Annotated in this window: 17 protein-coding genes and 2 tRNA genes; 15 read left to right on the forward strand and 4 right to left on the reverse strand. The window is 52.3% G+C overall.

The features are described from left to right. Positions 1–10: 10 nt before the first annotated feature. Positions 11–1,144, reverse strand: coding sequence for a beta-aspartyl-peptidase (gene iadA, locus NNO03_RS05525; RefSeq protein ID WP_271440742.1), 1,134 nt, complete (start codon positions 1,142–1,144; stop codon positions 11–13). A gap of 148 nt (positions 1,145–1,292) precedes the next feature. Between iadA and NNO03_RS05530 the strand changes: the two genes are divergently transcribed. From NNO03_RS05530 to NNO03_RS05540, 3 genes are all read left to right on the forward strand, one after another. After that, positions 1,293–2,186 carry a LysR family transcriptional regulator gene (locus tag NNO03_RS05530; protein ID WP_271449029.1) on the forward strand — a complete coding sequence of 298 codons (894 nt, stop codon included), beginning with the start codon at positions 1,293–1,295 and terminating at the stop codon, positions 2,184–2,186. Between the two features lie 168 nt (positions 2,187–2,354). Further along, complete coding sequence (secG, locus tag NNO03_RS05535; protein ID WP_006687886.1) at positions 2,355–2,687, forward strand: preprotein translocase subunit SecG; 333 nt, start codon at positions 2,355–2,357, stop codon at positions 2,685–2,687. Positions 2,688–2,700: 13 nt separating this feature from the next. Continuing rightward, positions 2,701–2,787 (forward strand) — tRNA-Leu (locus NNO03_RS05540). Between the two features lie 199 nt (positions 2,788–2,986). On the opposite strand, the gene argG is transcribed toward NNO03_RS05540, so the two are convergent. After that, positions 2,987–4,330, reverse strand: a complete 1,344-nt coding sequence (gene argG, locus NNO03_RS05545) for an argininosuccinate synthase (RefSeq protein WP_271449030.1) — start codon at positions 4,328–4,330, stop codon at positions 2,987–2,989. Between the two features lie 345 nt (positions 4,331–4,675). On the opposite strand from argG, the gene NNO03_RS05550 reads away from it, so the two are divergent. The 12 genes from NNO03_RS05550 to mtr all read left to right on the forward strand — a co-directional run bounded on the left by NNO03_RS05550 (position 4,676) and on the right by mtr (position 18,752). Next, a tRNA-Met gene (locus NNO03_RS05550) sits at positions 4,676–4,752 on the forward strand. 207 nt (positions 4,753–4,959) lie between these two features. Beyond that, entirely contained in the window at positions 4,960–5,412 is a 453-nt protein-coding gene (gene rimP / locus NNO03_RS05555) for a ribosome maturation factor RimP (protein WP_003024996.1), read from the forward strand. A 28-nt stretch (positions 5,413–5,440) separates the two neighbouring features. Then, positions 5,441–6,928, forward strand: coding sequence for a transcription termination factor NusA (nusA, locus tag NNO03_RS05560; protein ID WP_260861734.1), 1,488 nt, complete (start codon positions 5,441–5,443; stop codon positions 6,926–6,928). 24 nt (positions 6,929–6,952) lie between these two features. Further along, positions 6,953–9,643 (forward strand): translation initiation factor IF-2, encoded by a 2,691-nt coding sequence (infB, locus tag NNO03_RS05565; RefSeq protein ID WP_271440740.1) that lies wholly within the window; start codon positions 6,953–6,955, stop codon positions 9,641–9,643. 220 nt (positions 9,644–9,863) lie between these two features. Next, complete coding sequence (gene rbfA / locus NNO03_RS05570) at positions 9,864–10,268, forward strand: 30S ribosome-binding factor RbfA (RefSeq protein ID WP_003024988.1); 405 nt, start codon at positions 9,864–9,866, stop codon at positions 10,266–10,268. Beyond that, positions 10,268–11,212, forward strand: coding sequence for a tRNA pseudouridine(55) synthase TruB (gene truB / locus NNO03_RS05575; protein ID WP_271449031.1), 945 nt, complete (start codon positions 10,268–10,270; stop codon positions 11,210–11,212). Before rbfA ends, truB begins: the two co-directional genes overlap by 1 nt. A 273-nt stretch (positions 11,213–11,485) precedes the next feature. Then, entirely contained in the window at positions 11,486–11,755 is a 270-nt protein-coding gene (rpsO, locus tag NNO03_RS05580) for a 30S ribosomal protein S15 (protein WP_000059465.1), read from the forward strand. A 248-nt stretch (positions 11,756–12,003) separates the two neighbouring features. Continuing rightward, complete coding sequence (pnp, locus tag NNO03_RS05585) at positions 12,004–14,136, forward strand: polyribonucleotide nucleotidyltransferase (protein ID WP_271440738.1); 2,133 nt, start codon at positions 12,004–12,006, stop codon at positions 14,134–14,136. Positions 14,137–14,245: 109 nt separating this feature from the next. Then, the gene (gene nlpI, locus NNO03_RS05590) at positions 14,246–15,130 is read left to right on the forward strand and encodes a lipoprotein NlpI (RefSeq protein WP_003024982.1); all 885 of its coding nucleotides are present in this window, start codon (positions 14,246–14,248) and stop codon (positions 15,128–15,130) included. A 105-nt stretch (positions 15,131–15,235) separates the two neighbouring features. Beyond that, complete coding sequence (yrbN, locus tag NNO03_RS05595; RefSeq protein WP_010723222.1) at positions 15,236–15,316, forward strand: protein YrbN; 81 nt, start codon at positions 15,236–15,238, stop codon at positions 15,314–15,316. Beyond that, positions 15,309–17,237, forward strand: a complete 1,929-nt coding sequence (locus NNO03_RS05600; protein ID WP_137382414.1) for a DEAD/DEAH family ATP-dependent RNA helicase — start codon at positions 15,309–15,311, stop codon at positions 17,235–17,237. The genes yrbN and NNO03_RS05600 overlap by 8 nt, the downstream gene beginning before the upstream one ends. Before the next feature lie 270 nt (positions 17,238–17,507). After that, on the forward strand, positions 17,508–18,752 hold the full coding sequence (gene mtr / locus NNO03_RS05605) for a tryptophan permease (protein ID WP_271440737.1): 1,245 nt from the start codon (positions 17,508–17,510) through the stop codon (positions 18,750–18,752). A gap of 89 nt (positions 18,753–18,841) precedes the next feature. Here mtr and NNO03_RS05610 read toward each other — a convergent pair whose 3' ends face one another. Both NNO03_RS05610 and NNO03_RS05615 read right to left on the reverse strand, forming a co-directional pair. Then, complete coding sequence (locus tag NNO03_RS05610; protein ID WP_271449032.1) at positions 18,842–19,849, reverse strand: luciferase-like monooxygenase; 1,008 nt, start codon at positions 19,847–19,849, stop codon at positions 18,842–18,844. A 177-nt stretch (positions 19,850–20,026) separates the two neighbouring features. Beyond that, a complete protein-coding gene (locus NNO03_RS05615; protein WP_271449033.1) occupies positions 20,027–20,905 on the reverse strand; it encodes a U32 family peptidase in 879 nt (292 codons plus the stop codon). Between the last annotated feature and the right edge of the window lie 5 nt (positions 20,906–20,910).

Below are 20,910 nucleotides of genomic sequence, written 5' to 3' on the forward strand. Positions count from 1 at the left end.
TCTCAACTCCTCACTCAAAGTTGCCGGTGACCAGACACTCACCATCACGCAGCAACGGCTTTCCGGCGGCAAACAAGTGGGCCAGTGAGAGGTCGTCATTGAGCACGCAAATATCAGCTCGTTCTCCTGCGCAAAGTACGCCGCCAGAAATACCCAGTGAGCGTGCGACGTTCGCCGTCAACATCGCGATCGCCTGAGACACCGGAATACCGACATCAATCAGGCGAGGCAACAGGTTGAGGTTGCCGGCTACCGGCGCGGCGCTTAGTCCTTCCACGATGCCTTGCGCATTAAAGCGCGGCACGCTGCCATTACCATCAGAGCTAATGGTGATACGATCGGCAGGAACCTGTGATTCCAGTGCGTGGAGAATCGCTTGTTCCTGGGGCATAAATCGGCTGCCGCCAGACGTTACGTCGATATGGCCACCGCGATGTGCGAAAGCGATAGCCTGTTCGAACAATGCTTCTGTCCTCGCGACATGCGTCGGCGAAATGTGGTGAATCGGAATACCGGCATCACACAGTTCCATCAGCTGTGACATCCCTTCCGGTAGATTGCCCAGGTGTACGTGCAGCAGCCCTTTTTTTCCGGCCAGAAGTGAGGATACGCGGATGTCACTGATTATTCTTAATAACTCCTGGAAAGAGGGGTAGGAGCCACGGTGATCGGCGAGTGCGATTTTGACACCCAGGATTGCCGGGATAAATGCCATATCATCGCGAATAGATTGTGTAATTGTCGGGCTGGGTACCGCGTAGGCTCCGGTATGCATATACGCACGCAGGCCCTCCAGGTTGAGAGACTGCATTTTGGCGTACAGATCTTTCGGGGAGCGGGATATCGCATCAGTGCCCAGCACGCCGACGACCGTCGTAATACCAGCCTGAATCAGATCGCGCAGTTTGACGGCTGGCGTCCGGCTGGCAAAGCCGGCTTCACCGCCGCCGCCGGTAAGATGGACATGCTGATCGATAATTCCGGGAATTACCCACTTACCGCGGCAATCGATGACTTCTTTGACGCCATCAAAGAGTGCAATATCTTTTTCAACAGCCACAATGCGATCGGCATGTATGAGCAGGGAGCAGAGGCCTAAATCCTCTGGGGAAAATACGCGGGCATTGGTCAGTAAAGTAAACATATCGGTCCTGTCAAACGTCGAGGGTGAGAGTCGGCAGGTGAAACGGAATATTGTTGTTATGATGTCCACATTAATGCCATTACTATAACTGTGACTATTGCCGATTTGTTATCGGTGGATACGGTTATGGCATGATGGGGTATGAGACGTGGATTCGAAGTGGTTAGAAGATTTTCTGGCGTTGAGTCAGTATGGGAATTACTCCCAGGCAGCGATACAGCGGCATATCACCCAGCCCGCGCTAAGCCGACGTATAAAGGCGCTGGAAGAGATGTTGGGGGTCCCGTTGTTTGACCGCACCACGACGCCCGTTACGCTAACCTGTTATGGCGAACGTTTTGAACCTTATGCCCGGCAAGTACTCAGCACACTCACGGAGGCGCGCCATGACCTGTGTGCGATGATGCCAGCGACGGACAATACGTTGGTGATGGTGAGTCTGCATACGCTGTCAGTCAATATCCTGCCTGATATGATCAACTATCTGCGCCAGAGTGAACCGCAATTAAACTTCACGGTAAATGCCAGCATTCAGGGGATTGATAATCACTTTAATGCCCTGATAAACCGGCAAATTGATATGCTGGTGACGTACGATTTACCCTCTTCACAACCGGGGCTGGAGATTGCCGGAGGGCTGAAACGTTCTTTATGGCGATATGAGCGTTTTATCCCGGTGATTTCTGCGCAAATCGCGGACAGACTGGATGATCCGCATACCCCGATCCCCTGGCTATGCTACAGCGACTACACCTTTGTCAGACGTATTATTGATCCGGCAGAACAACGAGTGCGTCCACGGTTGAAAAAAGTGTTTGAGACTGGGCTAAGCGAAACAATACGAGAAATGGTACTGCGCCATATGGGAATGGCATGGTTACCCGAATCAATGGTGGCTGAGGAGTTGGTGAATCAGGAAATCATTCACTGTTGGCCAGAAAATTCGGATCTGATTTGTGAAATCCCTATTGTTGTTTGGGCAAACCTTGACGATCAGCGGTCAGTAATGCAGCGATGCTGGGATAAGTTGCTGCGTTTTTGATTGATGTGGCGATTTTTTCCGCACTTGATACAATGCTAACAAATTGCCCTTGCGAAGGTTATTCGCTTTGGTTAGTATTCACACCCGCTTCAGTGGGAAACAGTTGAAATTCCCGCTTTATTGGTCGAAGCATTGGTACGCGGCAACTCCGCAAGGAACAGGTTGATTATGCACGAAGCTCTTTTGGTAGTTTTCCTTATTGTAGCAATTGGCCTTGTTGGCTTGATCATGCTGCAGCAAGGTAAAGGCGCTGATATGGGAGCCTCTTTTGGCGCAGGCGCTTCTGGTACACTGTTTGGTTCAAGTGGTTCTGGTAACTTCATGACCCGTATGACAGCTGTGTTAGGGACTCTGTTCTTCATTATCAGTCTGGTGCTGGGTAACATGAACAGCAATAAGACCAATAAAGGAAGTGAGTGGGAAAATCTGAGTGCACCGGCGAAAACCGAGCAAACTCAGCCAGCTGCTCCGGCTCAGCCGACCAGCGATATCCCACATTAATAGTTGTATCTGTGCTGAGGTGGTGGAATTGGTAGACACGCTACCTTGAGGTGGTAGTGCCCTAACGGGCTTGTGGGTTCGAGTCCCATCCTCAGTACCAATATTCCAAAGAAAAGACGCTGCAAAGCGTCTTTTTTTTCGTCTGTTATTTATGGTTGTCTGTAGGTCGGATAAGGCGTTTACGCCGCCATCCGACATTATTACAACGCCAGATTGAGCTACGTTTATCAGGCCTACAGAGCATCCCTATATTCTGCGCATAAAAAAGACCGCTTTCGCGGCCTTAAAATGATGAATGTTTACTTCGCCTTGTTTTCCAGATTCTCAACCTGCGGCAGGCCGGTCGCTGAAGAGGCGGTCAACAGACCGGCTTTCGCGTAGCCGAACAGCTTCTCGCGGGTATCTGTGATATCCAGATTACGCATGGTCAGCTGACCGATACGATCGTCTGGCGAGAATACGGAATCACCTTTCTCCATGGTCAAACGTTCTGGCTTGTAGGTCAGGTTGTCAGACACGGTGTTAAGGATTGAATAGTCGTTACCGCGACGCAGTTCCAGCGTGACTTCGCCGGTAATCTGGCTGGCTACCCAACGTTGCAGACCATCACGCAGCATCAGCGCCTGTGAGTCGAACCAGCGGCCCTGGTACAGCAGTTTGCCCAGCTGACGACCATGAGAATGATATTGCTCAATGGTGTCTTCGTTATGAATACCGGTCAGCAGACGCTCGTAAGCGATATGCAGCAGCGCCATCCCTGGGGCTTCATAGATGCCACGGCTTTTCGCTTCAATAATACGGTTTTCAATCTGATCGCTCATGCCCAGACCGTGACGACCGCCGATGTGGTTGGCTTCCAGCATCATCTCAACATCGTCACTGAAAGTCTTACCGTTTAGCGCAACCGGATGGCCCTGTTCAAAACGTACGGTCACTTCTTCAGCCGGGATCTTCACGCTCTCATCCCAGAACTTCACGCCCATAATCGGGTTGACGATTTTGACGCTGGAGTTCAGGAATTCCAGATCTTTTGCTTCGTGAGTCGCGCCGAGCATATTGGAGTCAGTGGAATACGCCTTTTCGACAGACATCTTGTAGTCGAAGCCGCAGGCGATCATAAATTCGGACATCTCATGGCGACCACCGAGTTCGTCGATAAAATCGGTATCCAGCCAGGGTTTGTAAATCTGCAATTCGGCGTTGGTTAACAGGCCATAACGATAGAAACGTTCAATATCGTTACCTTTATAGGTACTACCGTCACCCCAAATGTTTACGCCATCTTCTTTCATGGCGGCAACCAGCATAGTGCCTGTCACTGCGCGGCCCAGTGGGGTGGTATTGAAATAGGTCAGTCCGCCGGTGGTGTTGTGGAACGCACCACACTGAATAGCGGCGATCCCTTCGGCAACCAACTGCTTGCGGCAATCAACCAGGCGAGCATTCTCAGCACCATATTCCATTGCACGGCGAGGAATCGCGTCATAGTCATCCTCATCCGGCTGACCCAAATTCGCAGTATATGCATATGGGACAGCCCCTTTTTGTCGCATCCACAGCAGTGCTGCACTGGTGTCCAGGCCGCCGGAAAAAGCGATACCAATACGTTGACCTACCGGGAGATGCTTGAGAATCGTCGTCATAAAATAAAACCCTGCTTGATAGACTGGTGAAGAGGTCGGCTTTTTATGTTAATTGCATTTTTATGCAAAATAAATGAGTTTTCATTTAATCATCTTTTGAGGATGACAGGAAGAGTTTAGTGATAATTTCGTTAAATAACGCTGTGGATGGCGGATTTATCTCTCTTGTCTTCCGTTGTATTTGTGCTGGTTTGCATTCATTCATTTGCATAGTAGTAACAAGGTTGACATAACGTATAGAGGATCAATATACTGTGCGCAGATTTTACGTCCCGTCCTCGGTACCAAATCCCAGCAGTATTTGCATTTTTTACCCAAAACGAGTAAAATTTGCCACGTTTCAGGCGCGGGGTGGAGCAGCCTGGTAGCTCGTCGGGCTCATAACCCGAAGGTCGTCGGTTCAAATCCGGCCCCCGCAACCACTTTCCCTTAGAGTTCTTTTTCAAATATACTGTGAAGACTTAGGCCTTCGTAGCTGGATTTGAAAAAAATTCTTTCGGAAGGTTCTCCGAACCGCAGGTGCGGTTATAGGGTTCAGTTATCTAAAGCCCCGATTTATCGGGGTTTTTTGTTATCTGACTACAGAATAACTGGGCTTTAGGCCCTTTTTTTATGTCTTGGGGGTGGGCTTGTCCACATTAGAGCAAAAATTAACAGAGATGATTACAGCGCCAGTTGAAGCCTTGGGGTACGAGCTGGTCGGCATCGAATTTATTCGCGGTCGCACATCCACACTGCGCATCTATATTGATAGTGAAGATGGCATCAATGTTGATGATTGTGCTGATGTGAGCCATCAGGTAAGCGCGGTGATGGATGTCGAAGACCCAATCACTGTTGCCTACAACCTGGAAGTCTCCTCTCCGGGTCTCGACCGTCCTCTGTTCACGGCTGAACACTACGTGCGTTTCCTGGGTGAAGAAGTCACGCTGGTTCTTCGTATGGCGGTACAAAACCGTCGTAAATGGCAGGGCGTTATCAAAGCGGTGGACGGTGAGATGATCACGGTCACAGTCGAAGGTAAAGATGAAGTGTTCGCGCTGAGTAATATCCAGAAGGCGAACCTGGTTCCCCACTTTTAACAGTCTGGATTGAGGTGAAAAGCCCGCGATGAACAAAGAAATTTTGGCTGTTGTTGAAGCCGTATCCAACGAGAAAGCGCTGCCACGCGAGAAAATTTTTGAAGCGCTGGAAAGTGCGCTGGCTACAGCAACAAAGAAAAAATATGAACAAGAGATCGATGTCCGCGTAGAGATCGATCGTAAAAGCGGTGATTTCGATACCTTCCGTCGTTGGGTTATCGTAGAAGAAGTCACTCAGCCAACTAAAGAAATTACGCTGGAAGCAGCGCGCTTTGAAGACGAAAGTCTGAACGTTGGTGAATACGTTGAAGATCAGATCGAATCTGTCACCTTTGACCGTATCACTACTCAGACCGCGAAACAGGTTATCGTACAGAAAGTACGTGAAGCTGAACGTGCGATGGTTGTCGATCAATTCCGTGAACACGAAGGCGAAATCGTCACTGGCGTGGTGAAGAAAGTCAACCGTGACAACATTTCCCTGGATCTGGGCAGCAATGCTGAAGCTGTGATCCTGCGTGAAGACATGCTGCCGCGTGAAAACTTCCGTCCTGGCGACCGTATTCGTGGTGTTCTGTACTCTGTGCGCCCGGAAGCGCGTGGTGCGCAGCTGTTTGTGACGCGTTCCAAGCCGGAAATGCTGATCGAACTGTTCCGCATTGAAGTGCCAGAAATTGGCGAAGAAGTGATTGAAATTAAAGCGGCGGCTCGCGATCCGGGTTCTCGTGCGAAAATCGCCGTTAAGACCAACGACAAGCGTATCGATCCGGTCGGTGCCTGTGTTGGTATGCGCGGTGCGCGTGTTCAGGCAGTTTCTACCGAACTGGGCGGCGAGCGTATTGATATTGTCCTGTGGGATGATAACCCGGCGCAGTTCGTGATCAACGCAATGGCGCCAGCAGACGTCGCTTCTATCGTGGTGGATGAAGACAAACACACCATGGATATTGCGGTTGAAGCCGGTAACCTGGCTCAGGCGATTGGACGTAATGGTCAGAACGTCCGCCTGGCTTCACAACTGAGCGGTTGGGAACTCAACGTCATGACCGTTGATGATCTGCAGGCTAAGCATCAGGCTGAAGCACATGCGGCCATCGATACCTTCACCAAATATCTCGATATCGATGAAGATTTCGCGACAGTTCTGGTGGAAGAAGGTTTTGCGACGCTGGAAGAACTGGCCTACGTGCCAATGAAAGAACTGCTGGAAATTGACGGCCTCGATGAACAGACCGTTGAAGCGCTGCGCGAGCGTGCTAAAAACGCACTGACCACTCTGGCACTGGCCCAGGAAGAAAGCCTCGGTGATAACAAACCGGCTGACGATCTGCTGAATCTGGAAGGATTGGATCGTGATATGGCCTTCAAACTGGCTGCCCGTGGTGTTTGTACGCTGGAAGATCTCGCTGAACAGGGCATTGATGATCTGGCTGATATCGAAGGGTTGACCGACGAGAAAGCCGGTGAGCTGATTATGGCTGCCCGTAATATTTGCTGGTTCGGCGACGAAGCGTAATAAACTGTAGCAGGAAGGAACAGTATGACAGATGTAACCGTAAAAACGCTGGCTGCAGAGATACAGACTTCCGTGGAGCGCCTGGTACAGCAATTTGCTGATGCAGGTATCCCTAAGTCTGCTGATGACTCTGTGTCCGCACAAGAGAAACAAACCTTGCTGGCGCACCTGAACCGTGAAAATGGCTCAGCGCCGGATAAGTTGACATTGCAGCGTAAAACGCGCAGTACTCTCAATATTCCAGGTACCGGTGGAAAAAGTAAATCGGTACAAATCGAAGTCCGCAAGACACGCACCTTTGTGAAACGCGATCCGCAAGAGGCTGAACGCCTTGCCGCGGAAGAGCAGGCGCAGCGTGAAGCGGAAGAGCAAGCCCGTCGTGAGGCAGAAGAAGCTGCCAAACGCGAGGCGCAACAAAAAGCCGAACGTGAGGCCGCAGAACAAGCTAAACGTGAAGCCGCTGATAAAGCGAAACGTGAAGCTGCGGAAAAAGACAAAGTGAGCAATCAACAGACCGACGATATGACAAAAACCGCCCAGGCCGAAAAAGCCCGCCGTGAAAACGAAGCCGCAGAACTGAAGCGTAAAGCGGAAGAAGAAGCACGTCGCAAGCTTGAAGAAGAAGCGCGCCGTGTGGCTGAAGAAGCCCGTCGTATGGCAGAAGAAAACGAGAAGAATGGTGTGAATAACGCTGAACCTGTTGAAGATACCAGCGATTATCACGTCACCACCTCTCAACACGCTCGCCAGGCAGAAGACGAAAACGATCGTGAAGTTGAAGGCGGTCGTGGTCGTACTCGCAGTGCGAAAGCTGCGCGTCCGGCGAAGAAAGGCAATAAACACGCCGAATCTAAAGCTGACCGTGAAGAAGCGCGTGCAGCGGTTCGTGGCGGCAAAGGCGGTAAACAGCGTAAAGGTTCCGCGCTGCAGCAGGGCTTCCAGAAGCCGGCTCAGGCCGTTAACCGTGACGTTGTGATCGGCGAAACCATCACCGTTGGCGATCTGGCGAACAAGATGGCAGTTAAAGGTTCTCAGGTCATCAAAGCGATGATGAAACTGGGTGCCATGGCGACCATCAACCAGGTTATCGACCAGGAAACTGCACAGCTGGTTGCCGAAGAGATGGGCCACAAAGTTATCCTGCGTCGTGAAAACGAACTGGAAGAAGCGGTAATGAGCGACCGTGACACTGGTGCGGCGGCTGAACCGCGTGCACCGGTAGTGACCATCATGGGTCACGTTGACCACGGTAAAACGTCTTTGCTGGATTACATTCGTTCTACGAAAGTGGCCTCAGGCGAAGCAGGCGGCATTACTCAGCACATCGGTGCGTATCACGTTGAAACAGGTAACGGTATGATCACCTTCCTGGATACCCCGGGGCACGCCGCATTTACCTCTATGCGTGCTCGTGGTGCTCAGGCAACGGATATCGTTGTTCTGGTTGTTGCTGCAGACGACGGCGTGATGCCGCAGACCATCGAAGCTATCCAGCACGCGAAAGCGGCAGGTGTGCCAGTAGTGGTTGCAGTGAACAAGATCGATAAACCAGAAGCAGACCCAGATCGCGTTAAAAATGAACTGTCCCAGTATGGCATCATGCCGGAAGAGTGGGGCGGCGAGAGCCAGTTCGTTCACGTTTCTGCAAAAGCCGGTACCGGTATCGACGAGCTGCTGGATGCTATCCTGCTGCAGGCCGAAGTACTGGAACTGAAAGCAGTACGTAAAGGTATGGCGAGCGGTGCGGTTATCGAATCCTTCCTGGATAAAGGACGTGGTCCGGTTGCTACTGTCCTGGTTCGCGAGGGTACCCTGAACAAAGGCGATATCGTACTGTGTGGCTTCGAATACGGTCGCGTTCGTGCGATGCGTAACGAACTGGGCCAGGAAGTGCTGGAAGCAGGTCCGTCCATTCCGGTGGAAATCCTCGGTCTGTCCGGTGTTCCGGCTGCAGGTGATGAAGTGACCGTCGTTCGTGACGAGAAGAAAGCACGTGAAGTTGCGCTGTATCGTCAGGGCAAATTCCGTGAAGTTAAACTGGCCCGTCAGCAGAAATCTAAACTCGAGAACATGTTCGCTAACATGACCGAAGGCGAAGTTCACGAAGTGAACATCGTACTGAAGGCTGACGTTCAGGGTTCTGTAGAAGCGATCTCCGACTCTTTACTGAAACTGTCTACCGACGAAGTCAAAGTGAAGATCATCGGTTCTGGCGTGGGTGGTATCACCGAAACCGACGCGACGCTGGCTGCGGCATCCAACGCGATTCTGGTTGGCTTCAACGTCCGTGCTGATGCTTCTGCACGTAAAGTGATCGAATCTGAAAGCCTGGATCTGCGTTACTACTCCGTCATCTACCATCTGATCGACGAAGTGAAAGCGGCGATGAGCGGCATGCTGTCTCCGGAACTGAAACAGCAGATCATCGGTCTGGCTGAAGTTCGTGATGTGTTCAAATCACCGAAATTCGGTGCCATCGCAGGCTGTATGGTTACCGAAGGTACGATTAAGCGTCACAACCCAATCCGCGTTCTGCGCGACAACGTAGTTATCTATGAAGGTGAGCTGGAATCCCTGCGCCGCTTCAAAGATGACGTCAACGAAGTCCGTAACGGCATGGAATGTGGTATCGGCGTTAAGAACTACAACGACGTTCGCGTTGGCGATATGATCGAAGTGTTCGAGATCATTGAGATCAAACGTACCATCGCATAATCTTCGTCGTCTTTTGGGCCGCAACGGCGTTGGCTGCGCTCGCTCACCCCGGTCACATAGTTATCTATGCTCCCGGGGATTTACGAGCTTGCCGCCTTGTTGCAACTCAAAATACGTAGAAGATGATTAGGCGTAGGCCGGGTAAGCGAAGCGCCACCCGGCAAGAAATTTAAAAAGGGGCTTATGGCCCCTTTTTTGTCTTTATTCTGGAGAATTTATTATGGCGAAAGAATTTGGTCGCCCGCAGCGTGTAGCGCAGGAGATGCAGAAAGAAATCGCACTGATCCTGCAACGCGAAATCAAAGACCCGCGTGTTGGTATGATGACCACCGTATCGGGCGTTGAGATGTCCCGTGACCTGGCCTATGCCAAAGTATTCGTGACGTTCCTGAACGACCAGGACGAAGCGGCCGTTAAAAATGGTATTAAGGCACTGCAGGAAGCTTCTGGCTTCATCCGCTCTCTTCTGGGGAAAGCGATGCGCCTGCGTATCGTGCCTGAGCTGACCTTCTTCTACGACAACTCACTGGTCGAAGGGATGCGCATGTCCAACCTGGTGACCAGCGTGGTGAAGCATGACGATGAACGTCGTGTGAACCCAGCGGACGACAGCAAGGAGGACTGATGAGTCGTCCTCGTCGTCGTGGTCGCGACATTCATGGTGTTTTGCTGCTGGACAAACCTCAGGGCATGTCCAGCAATGACGTACTGCAAAAAGTAAAGCGCATCTACAATGCCAACCGTGCCGGTCATACTGGCGCGTTGGATCCGCTGGCGACAGGCATGCTGCCTATCTGCCTCGGTGAAGCGACTAAGTTTTCACAGTATTTGCTGGATTCCGACAAGCGTTATCGTGTGATTGCCCGCCTGGGTCAGCGTACGGATACCTCTGATGCTGATGGACAAATCGTGCAGGAACGTCCGGTGACCTTTACGGAGGAACAGCTTGCGAGCGCGCTGGAAACTTTCCGCGGGGATATCGAGCAAATTCCATCGATGTACTCGGCGCTGAAATATCAGGGCAAGAAGCTGTACGAATATGCTCGTCAAGGCATCGAGGTGCCGCGTGAAGCACGCCCAATTACCGTTTATGAACTGCTGTTTATTCGCCACGAAGGGAATGAACTGGAGCTGGAAGTTCACTGCTCCAAAGGCACCTATATTCGTACTATTATTGACGATCTGGGTGAGAAGCTGGGATGCGGTGCACACGTAACGTATCTGCGCCGTCTGACGGTCAGCAAATACCCGGTTGACCGTATGGTCACGCTGGAACATTTGCGTGAGCTGGTAGAACAAGCTGAACAACAGAACATTCCGTCAGCGCAGTTGCTTGATCCATTGCTGATGCCAATGGACAGTCCGGCATCGGATTATCCGGTGGTTAATCTGCCTTTAACATCGTCGGTTTACTTTAAAAATGGTAATCCGGTTCGTACGACAGGCACTCCACTGGAAGGGCTGGTGCGTGTGACAGAAGGCGATGACAGTAAATTTATCGGCATGGGGGAAATGGACGATGAAGGTCGGGTTGCCCCCCGTCGACTGGTGGTTGAATATCCTGCATAGCGCTCTCTGTCTTGCGATAAGAAGGCGCTGCGAGTAGAATACTGCCGCTTAACGTCGCGTTAATTATTTAACAGTTCGCGCGGCGTGTACACAATATCATTCGAGCTGCATCAAGGCGGCAAGTCTGGGAATCCTCAGGGGCTTACTCAAGTAGGTGGCTGAAGTGAGCGGACGCAGCCAACGCAGAGTCAGTTTGAAAGATAAAGTGTATACACTGGGATTGCTGAATTAGAGATCGGCATCCTTTCATTCTTAATACTTTGGAGTTTTAAAATGTCTCTAAGTACTGAAGCTACAGCTAAAATCGTTTCTGAGTTCGGTCGTGATGCAAACGACACCGGTTCTACCGATGTTCAGGTTGCTCTGTTGACTGCACAGATTAACCACCTGCAGGGCCACTTTGCAGAGCACAAAAAAGATCACCACAGCCGTCGTGGTCTGCTGCGCATGGTTTCTCAGCGTCGTAAACTGCTCGACTACCTGAAACGTAAAGATGTTGCACGCTACACCGCGCTGATCGAGCGTCTGGGTCTGCGTCGCTAATTCTTTCGAGTTTCAGAAAGAGGGGGCCTTCATGGCCCCTTTTTTCCAGCAGATGGCAGCAATTCGCTGGAAACTAATGTATTGTTGCTATGAATGATCTTCCGTTGCAGAGGTTCGCGCGGCTAATGAGAGGCTTTACCCAATACGCATGGGTTAGGGTTGTCATTAGTCGCGAGGATGCGCAGAAGATCGGGTATTAACGATGGCACATAAATGTGCCGTCAAAAAAATAGAGAAAGGATATTATTTTGCTTAATCCGATCGTTCGTAAATTCCAGTACGGTCAGCATACCGTTACGCTGGAAACCGGCATGATGGCGCGTCAGGCGACTGCCGCTGTTATGGTTAGCATGGATGACACTGCGGTATTCGTTACCGTTGTTGGCCAGAAAAAAGCGAAACCAGGCCAGGACTTTTTCCCGCTGACCGTTAACTATCAGGAGCGTACCTACGCTGCTGGTCGTATCCCAGGTAGCTTCTTCCGTCGTGAAGGCCGTCCAAGCGAAGGCGAAACCCTGATCGCGCGTCTGATTGACCGCCCGGTTCGTCCGCTGTTCCCGGAAGGCTTCGTTAACGAAGTTCAGGTTATCGCAACCGTCGTTTCCGTTAACCCACAGGTTAACCCGGATATCGTGGCGATGATTGGTGCATCCGCTGCGCTGTCTCTGTCTGGTATTCCGTTCAACGGCCCGATCGGTGCTGCGCGTGTTGGTTATATCAATGACCAGTATGTACTGAACCCGACTCAGGACGAGCTGAAAGAAAGTAAACTGGATCTGGTTGTTGCCGGTACCGAAGCTGCCGTACTGATGGTTGAATCTGAAGCTGAACTGCTGAGTGAAGACCAGATGCTGGGTGCTGTGGTGTTCGGTCACGAACAGCAGCAGGTTGTTATCCAGGCCATCAACGAGCTGGCTAAAGAAGCGGGCAAACCACGTTGGGACTGGCAGCCAGAAGCGGTTAACGAAGCGCTGAACGCGCGCGTTGCTGCACTGGCAGAAGCGCGCCTGAGCGATGCTTACCGTATCACTGACAAACAAGAGCGTTATGCTCAGGTTGACGTGATCAAATCTGAAACCATCGCGCAGCTTACTGCAGAAGATGAAACCCTGGACGCTAACGAGCTGGGTGAAATCCTGCACGCTATCGAGAAAAACGTTGTTCGTAGCCGCGTACTGGCCGGCGAGCCGCGTATCGATGGCCGCGAAAAAGACATGATCCGTGGTCTGGACGTGCGTACTGGCGTGCTGCCGCGTACTCACGGTTCCGCACTGTTCACCCGTGGTGAAACTCAGGCGCTGGTTACCGCAACGCTGGGTACTACCCGTGATGCGCAGAACCTCGATGAACTGATGGGCGAGCGTACCGACAACTTCCTGTTCCACTACAACTTCCCTCCGTACTGTGTTGGTGAAACCGGTATGGTCGGTTCTCCGAAGCGTCGTGAAATTGGTCACGGCCGTCTGGCGAAGCGTGGCGTACTGGCAGTGATGCCGGAACTGGATAAATTCCCGTACACCGTTCGTGTCGTTTCTGAAATTACTGAATCTAACGGTTCTTCTTCCATGGCTTCCGTATGTGGTGCTTCCCTGGCGCTGATGGACGCAGGCGTGCCGATCAAAGCAGCCGTTGCGGGTATCGCGATGGGTCTGGTGAAGGAAGGCGACAACTTTGTTGTTCTGTCTGACATCCTGGGCGACGAAGACCACCTCGGCGATATGGATTTCAAAGTGGCGGGTTCCCGCGACGGTATCTCTGCACTGCAGATGGATATTAAAATTGAAGGTATCACCAAAGAGATCATGCAGGTCGCTTTGAACCAGGCTAAAGGTGCACGTCTGCACATCCTGGGTGTGATGGAACAGGCGATCAACGCGCCGCGCGGCGATATCTCTGAATTTGCTCCGCGTATCCATACCATTAAGATCAGCCCGGACAAGATCAAAGACGTTATCGGTAAAGGCGGTTCTGTTATCCGTGCCCTGACCGAAGAAACCGGCACCACCATTGAAATCGAAGATGATGGTACTGTGAAGATTGCTGCGACTGACGGCGAGAAAGCGAAATACGCTATTCGTCGCATCGAAGAAATCACCGCTGAAATCGAAGTAGGTCGTATCTACAACGGTAAAGTGACCCGTATCGTTGACTTTGGCGCATTCGTTGCCATTGGTGGCGGTAAAGAAGGTCTGGTGCACATCTCTCAGATCGCTGACAAGCGCGTTGAGAAAGTGACTGATTACCTGCAGATGGGCCAGGAAGTACCGGTCAAAGTTCTGGAAGTTGATCGCCAGGGCCGTGTACGTCTGAGCATTAAAGAAGCAACTGAGCAGTCTCAGCCTGCAGGCGAACCGGAAGCTCCGGCAAGCCAGGGCGAGTAAGGTTGCCATTGCCCTCCGTGAGAGCGGAGGGCCTTTAACCCGGCAGGATGCCTTGTTAGCAACCGGGGAACCTGGACGTTCATTCAATCGTTGTCTTCGGGAGTGGGAAATGAAGCCTTTTTTGCGCTGGTGTTTCGTTGCGACAGCACTCACGCTGGCTGGATGCAGTAATTCCGCCTGGCGTAAGAGTGAAGTCCTCGCAGTACCACTGCAACCGACTTTGCAGCAGGAAGTGATTCTGGCACGTATGGAACAAATTCTTGCCAGTCGGGCTTTAACCGATGACGAACGCGCACAGCTTTTATATGAGCGCGGAGTGTTGTATGATAGTCTCGGTCTGAGGGCACTGGCGCGAAATGATTTTTCACAAGCGCTGGCTATCCGACCAGATATGCCTGAAGTATTCAATTACTTAGGTATATATTTAACGCAGGCAGGCAATTTTGATGCTGCCTATGAAGCGTTTGATTCTGTACTTGAGCTTGATCCAACTTACAACTACGCGCACTTAAATCGCGGTATCGCATTGTATTACGGCGGTCGCGACAAGTTAGCGCAAGATGATCTGCTAGCGTTTTATCAAGACGATCCCAATGATCCTTTCCGTAGTCTGTGGCTTTATCTTGCCGAGCAGAAGCTCGATGAGAAGCAGGCTAAAGAAGCGTTGAAACAACGCTTTGAGAAATCGGATAAAGAGCAATGGGGATGGAACATTGTCGAGTTCTACCTGGGCAACATTAGCGAAGCAACGCTGATGGAACGCCTGAAGGCGGACGCAACGGATAACACCTCGCTCGCTGAGCATCTCAGTGAAACCAACTTCTATTTAGGTAAGTACTACCTAAGTCTGGGGGATTTGGACAACGCTACGGCATTGTTCAAACTGGCGGTGGCTAACAACGTTCATAACTTTGTTGAGCACCGATACGCATTGTTGGAATTATCGCTCCTGGGCCAGGACCAAGATGACCTGGCAGAATCGGACCAGCAATAGCTGACGTACACATCAGCCCGTAATCTTTTTGATTGCCATCACCTTCACGGGTGAGGGCGTTGTTGTTCGTTAATACACCTACTTTGAGCCGGTTCACACTTTTCAATGAAAATTGCAGATCAATTTCATGATGAGTTATGTAGACTGGCCGCCATTAATTTTGAGGCACACGTACTACATGGCTGAATTCGAAACCACTTTTGCAGATCTGGGCCTGAAGGCTCCTATCCTTGAAGCCCTTAACGATCTGGGTTACGAAAAACCATCTCCAATCCAGGCAGAGTGCATTCCGCATCTGCTGGGCGGTCGCGATGTTCTGGGTATGGCCCAGACAGGTAGCGGCAAAACTGCAGCGTTCTCCTTACCGCTGCTCAACAATCTTGATCCTGAGCTGAAGGCACCTCAGATTCTGGTGCTGGCACCGACCCGCGAACTGGCGGTTCAGGTTGCAGAAGCCATGACGGATTTCTCTAAACACATGCGCGGCGTGAACGTGGTTGCCCTGTACGGCGGCCAGCGTTATGACGTGCAATTACGTGCCCTGCGTCAGGGACCACAGATCGTCGTCGGTACGCCGGGCCGTCTGCTGGATCACCTGAAGCGCGGTACTCTGGACCTCTCCAAACTGAGCGGTCTGGTGCTGGACGAAGCTGACGAAATGCTGCGTATGGGCTTCATCGAAGACGTCGAAACGATTATGGCGCAGATCCCGGAAGGTCATCAGACTGCTCTGTTCTCTGCTACCATGCCGGAAGCGATTCGTCGTATTACCCGCCGCTTTATGAAAGAGCCGCAGGAAGTCCGTATTCAGTCCAGCGTTACTACACGTCCTGACATCAGCCAGAGCTACTGGACTGTATGGGGCATGCGTAAAAATGAAGCGCTGGTGCGTTTCCTGGAAGCAGAAGACTTTGATGCGGCGATTATCTTCGTTCGTACCAAAAATGCGACCCTGGAAGTGGCAGAAGCGCTGGAGCGTAGCGGTTATAGCAGCGCTGCACTGAACGGCGACATGAACCAGTCCCTGCGTGAGCAGACTCTGGAGCGTCTGAAAGATGGTCGTCTGGATATTCTGATTGCAACCGACGTTGCGGCCCGTGGCCTGGACGTTGAGCGTATCAGCCTGGTTGTTAACTACGACATCCCGATGGACTCTGAGTCTTACGTTCACCGTATCGGTCGTACCGGTCGTGCGGGTCGTGCTGGCCGTGCGCTGCTGTTCGTTGAGAACCGCGAGCGTCGTCTGCTGCGTAACATCGAACGCACCATGAAGCTGACCATTCCGGAAGTCGAGCTGCCGAATGCAGACCTGCTGGGCAAACGCCGTCTGGAAAAATTCGCCGCGAAAGTACAGCAGCAGCTGGAAAGCAGCGATCTGGATCAGTACCGCGCTCTGCTGGCGAAAATGCAGCCGGAAGAAGAGCTGGATATCGAAACACTGGCCGCAGCACTGCTGAAAATGGCTCAGGGCGAACGTCCGCTGATCCTGCCGCCAGATGCGCCGATGCGTCCGAAACGCGAATTCCGCGACCGTGATGACCGTGGTCCGCGCGACCGCAACGATCGTGGCCCGCGTGACCGCAATGACCGTGGTGGTGAAGACCGTCCGCGTCGTGAACGTCGTGACGTTGGCGATATGCAGCTGTATCGTATTGAAGTGGGTCGTGATGACGGTGTTGAAGTTCGTCATATCGTTGGCGCGATTGCTAACGAAGGTGATATCAGCAGCCGTTATATCGGTAACATCAAGCTGTTTGCTTCCCACTCCACCATCGAACTGCCGAAAGGTATGCCGGGTGACGTGCTGCAACACTTTACTCGTACTCGCATCCTGAACAAGCCGATGAACATGCAGCTGGTTGGCGATGCAGTACCGCACACCGGTGGTGAGCGTCGTGGCGGTGGTCGTTTCAGCGGTGAGCGTCGTGAAGGCGGTCGTGGTGAAGGTCGTGGCTTTAGCGGCGAACGTCGTGAAGGCGGTCGTGGTGATGGTCGTCGTTTCAGCGGCGAACGTCGTGAAGGCAACCGTGGCCCGCGTCGTGATGATTCTTCTGCTCCGCGCCGTGATGACTCCGCTGGTCGTCGTCGTTTCGGCGGTGACGCATAAGCTTCTTAGCTTATACTCTAAATAATTCGAGTTGCAGGAAGGCGGCAAGAGAGTGAGTTCCCAGGAGCATAGAAAACTATGTGACTGGGGTGAATGAACGTAGCCAACGTACATGCAACTTGAAGTATGACGAGTATAAAAGCGTAAAGTAATATATACAGCCCTGATCGAAATGATTGGGGCTTTTTTTATTTCATTTGTACTCGTGTACTGGTACAGTGCAGCACATTGAGATGTAGTCACAATACAAATGACTGGAGAGATGGCTGAATGGCAACACTAACCACCACCCAAACATCACCTTCGCTGCTTGGCGGCGTGGTGATCATCGGCGGCACCATTATTGGCGCGGGGATGTTTTCTCTGCCTGTGGTCATGTCCGGGGCGTGGTTCTTCTGGTCAATGGCGGCACTGATCTTCACTTGGTTCTGCATGCTGCACTCCGGGCTGATGATCCTCGAAGCTAACCTCAATTACCGCATTGGCTCGAGCTTCGACACCATCACCAAAGATCTGCTGGGTAAAGGCTGGAACGTCGTTAACGGCATTTCCATTGCTTTCGTACTCTATATTCTGACTTATGCCTACATTTCGGCGAGTGGTTCTATTCTGCACCACACTTTCTCTGAGATGTCGCTGAACGTTCCGGCGCGTGCGGCAGGTTTTGGCTTTGCTCTGCTGGTAGCATTTGTGGTGTGGTTAAGCACCAAAGCGGTCAGTCGCATGACGGCGATTGTGCTGGGTGCGAAGGTGATTACCTTTTTCCTGACTTTCGGTAGCCTGTTAGGGCACGTCACGCCGACCACGTTGTTTAACGTGGCAGAGAGCAATGCTTCATATACGCCGTATCTGTTGATGACGCTGCCGTTTTGTCTGGCGTCGTTCGGCTACCACGGTAACGTCCCGAGCCTGATGAAGTACTACGGTAAAGATCCGAAGACCATCGTTAAGTGCCTGGTCTACGGTACGCTGCTGGCGCTGGTGCTGTATACCGTATGGTTGCTGGGGACGATGGGCAATATCCCACGCCCAGAGTTTATCGGTATTGCACAGCAGGGCGGTAATATTGATGTGCTGGTCCAGGCGTTGAGCGGCGTGCTGAACAGTCGTAGTTTGGATCTGCTGTTGGTGGTGTTCTCCAACTTTGCCGTGGCGAGTTCGTTCCTCGGAGTGACGCTGGGTCTGTTCGACTATCTGGCAGATCTGTTCAAATTTGATGACTCTGGTATAGGACGTTTTAAAACCGCGCTGCTGACCTTCCTGCCGCCGATTGTCGGTGGCCTGCTGTGGCCGAACGGCTTCCTGTACGCTATTGGTTATGCAGGACTCGCAGCAACCATCTGGGCCGCAATTGTCCCGGCGTTGCTGGCACGTAAATCCCGTGAGCGTTTCGGTAGCCCGAAATTCCGCGTCTGGGGCGGCAAGCCGATGATTGCGCTGATTCTGGTATTCGGTATCGGTAACGCAGTTATCCACATTCTGTCGAGCTTTAATCTGTTGCCTGTGTACCAGTAATGTTGTTGTGCCGGATGGCGGCTGCGCCTTATCCGGCCTACTTATCCTGTAGGCCCGGTAAGCGAAGCGCCACCGGGCAAAACAACGCACTACCCCAACAATTCCTGCTTCACATCCATCGCCAAATCAAACGAATGCAGCCGTGCCTGATGATCAAAAATCTGGCCGTTAACCATAATTTCATCGGCCTGGGTTTCACGCAAAATCGCCTCGAGACCGTGCCGCACTTTCGCCTTATCACCGACCAGCGACATGCTCAGCGCCTGTTGTACGCCGTACTGCTCGGAAGCAGACCACAGCTGATGCATATTCTCTACCGGCGGTGGTAACTGGCCGGTTTCGCCCCGGCGCAGTTTCACAAATGCCTGCTGCATCGAGGTGAAAAGAAACTCGGCATCGCGATTGCTATCAGCGGCAATGATGTTGATGCACACCATCGCATACGGTTTCTCCAGGCGTGCTGAAGGCTTGAACTGAGTACGGTACAGATGCAGCGCCTGATGCAGCATATCGGGTGCGAAATGCGAGGCGAAAGCAAACGGCAGGCCAAGCTGTGCTGCCAGCTGTGCGCTGTACAGGCTGGAGCCTAATAACCAAACCGGGATTTGCTCGCCGTAGCCAGGAACCGGGCGAACGTGAGGATTAGGATCGCGGGCGTCAAACCAGTCCACCAGTTCTGCTACATCACGTGGGAAGTTGTCGACATCGCCGCTCATATGGCGACGCAAGGCGCGCATTGTGGGTTGATCGCTCCCTGGCGCGCGGCCAAGCCCGAGATCAATCCGCCCCGGATACAGTGTGTTTAGCGTGCCGAACTGCTCAGCGATCACCAGCGGGGAATGGTTGGGTAGCATCACGCCGCCAGAACCCAGATGTAGCGTGGTGGTATGGGCAGCCAGATAGCCAATCAGTACTGACGTTGCGGCGCTGGCGATACCGGCCATGTTGTGATGTTCTGCCAGCCAGTAGCGGCGGTAGCCGCGTTTTTCAGCAAGCTGTGCGAGTTCGAGCGAATGGGAGAAGGCTTCTCGTGCGGAGGAACCTTGAGGGATCGGCGCCAGATCCAGCACCGAGAACGGAATATTTTTGTTAGTCATAACGGCTCACTTTGTTACCGGTTAATCTTTTAATACTGCATTAAAGATTAGCGAATGTTGTTAACAAAGTGAGCCTTATGAGGCTGACGGCAAAAACAATGCCCGATGGCGCTGCGCTTATCGGACCTACGGGAGCGCTATTTGTCGGCCGGATAAGACACTTTTGCCGCCATCCGGCTAGGCCAGCAGCTCCAGACCTGCCAGTCGCTTCCAGTAACCGTTGCAGTCGCTGTGGGCGGCAAGCGGTAGTGGGGCGTTGCCGTTTTCATTCGCGCGGAAAGCATCAAGCACCGCGATTGTTTCCGTCCCCAACGGTGATAGACGAACAATATCAACCAGCCCCTGCATTGATGTTAGCTCGTTGCCGAGATTGTAGACATAGCCGCTCATGGTCTGGATCCCATTGAGGACAAATACCTGCTGATTTTCCTGCGACAGAACATCACGCCCGTTGGGGTATTTGATGCAGCAGGTTTCACATTCGTCTTTTGGCCGATCTTCGGAACGCGCGGTAAAGCAGCGGGCTGAGTACGCCAGCGGCAGATGCCCGTAGCTGAGGACTTCGGTTTCAAACTGATTGCGAATACCCAGTTCCTCGCACTGATTGAGCAGATTTACCAACCAGTCACGGGACAGTTCAACAGGCATACACCAGCGCACCATGCCCTGTTTAAGCAGCATACGCAGCGTGACCGCGTTGTAGCAGTTGAGCGCATGTCCTGCGACAAACGGTAGTTTGCGCTCGGCGCACATGTTAACCACACCGAGGTCGCTGGCTTCCACCAGGAAGTCGCCGTTTTCCACATAGCGCTTCAGTTCTCCCAGTTCAGAGGAGGCCTGCACCAGCGCCAGTGTAGAGAGCACCACCTGTTTGCCGCTGCCGGCGAGTGATTTCGCCATATCTATCCAGTCACCCACTTTCGTAGCACGGCGCTTGCTGCACACGGCTTCACCCAGATAGATAACGTCGGCCTGGCTGGTTGCGGCCTGCTGATAAAAATCTTCCAGCGTCTCTTTCGGCCAGTAGTAAAGCACGGGCCCTAAGGAATATTTCATTGCTT

Origin of the sequence: Citrobacter sp. Igbk 16, assembly GCF_028069755.1 — a bacterium.
In the GTDB taxonomy this organism is placed as follows: domain Bacteria; phylum Pseudomonadota; class Gammaproteobacteria; order Enterobacterales; family Enterobacteriaceae; genus Citrobacter.

Excerpts from the sequence above, each read along its gene's own strand:
- infB (WP_271440740.1), top strand. The coding sequence starts at position 6,953 with ATGACAGATGTAACCGTAAAAACGCTGGCTGCAGAGATACAGACTTCC.
- nlpI (WP_003024982.1), top strand. The coding sequence starts at position 14,246 with ATGAAGCCTTTTTTGCGCTGGTGTTTCGTTGCGACAGCACTCACGCTG.
- rpsO (WP_000059465.1), top strand. The coding sequence starts at position 11,486 with ATGTCTCTAAGTACTGAAGCTACAGCTAAAATCGTTTCTGAGTTCGGT.
- truB (WP_271449031.1), top strand. The coding sequence starts at position 10,268 with ATGAGTCGTCCTCGTCGTCGTGGTCGCGACATTCATGGTGTTTTGCTG.
- argG (WP_271449030.1), bottom strand. The coding sequence starts at position 4,330 with ATGACGACGATTCTCAAGCATCTCCCGGTAGGTCAACGTATTGGTATC.
- iadA (WP_271440742.1), bottom strand. The coding sequence starts at position 1,144 with ATGTTTACTTTACTGACCAATGCCCGCGTATTTTCCCCAGAGGATTTA.
- rbfA (WP_003024988.1), top strand. The coding sequence starts at position 9,864 with ATGGCGAAAGAATTTGGTCGCCCGCAGCGTGTAGCGCAGGAGATGCAG.
- nusA (WP_260861734.1), top strand. The coding sequence starts at position 5,441 with ATGAACAAAGAAATTTTGGCTGTTGTTGAAGCCGTATCCAACGAGAAA.
- secG (WP_006687886.1), top strand. The coding sequence starts at position 2,355 with ATGCACGAAGCTCTTTTGGTAGTTTTCCTTATTGTAGCAATTGGCCTT.
- mtr (WP_271440737.1), top strand. The coding sequence starts at position 17,508 with ATGGCAACACTAACCACCACCCAAACATCACCTTCGCTGCTTGGCGGC.
- NNO03_RS05615 (WP_271449033.1), bottom strand. The coding sequence starts at position 20,905 with ATGAAATATTCCTTAGGGCCCGTGCTTTACTACTGGCCGAAAGAGACG.
- yrbN (WP_010723222.1), top strand. The coding sequence starts at position 15,236 with ATGAAAATTGCAGATCAATTTCATGATGAGTTATGTAGACTGGCCGCC.
- NNO03_RS05610 (WP_271449032.1), bottom strand. The coding sequence starts at position 19,849 with ATGACTAACAAAAATATTCCGTTCTCGGTGCTGGATCTGGCGCCGATC.
- NNO03_RS05600 (WP_137382414.1), top strand. The coding sequence starts at position 15,309 with ATGGCTGAATTCGAAACCACTTTTGCAGATCTGGGCCTGAAGGCTCCT.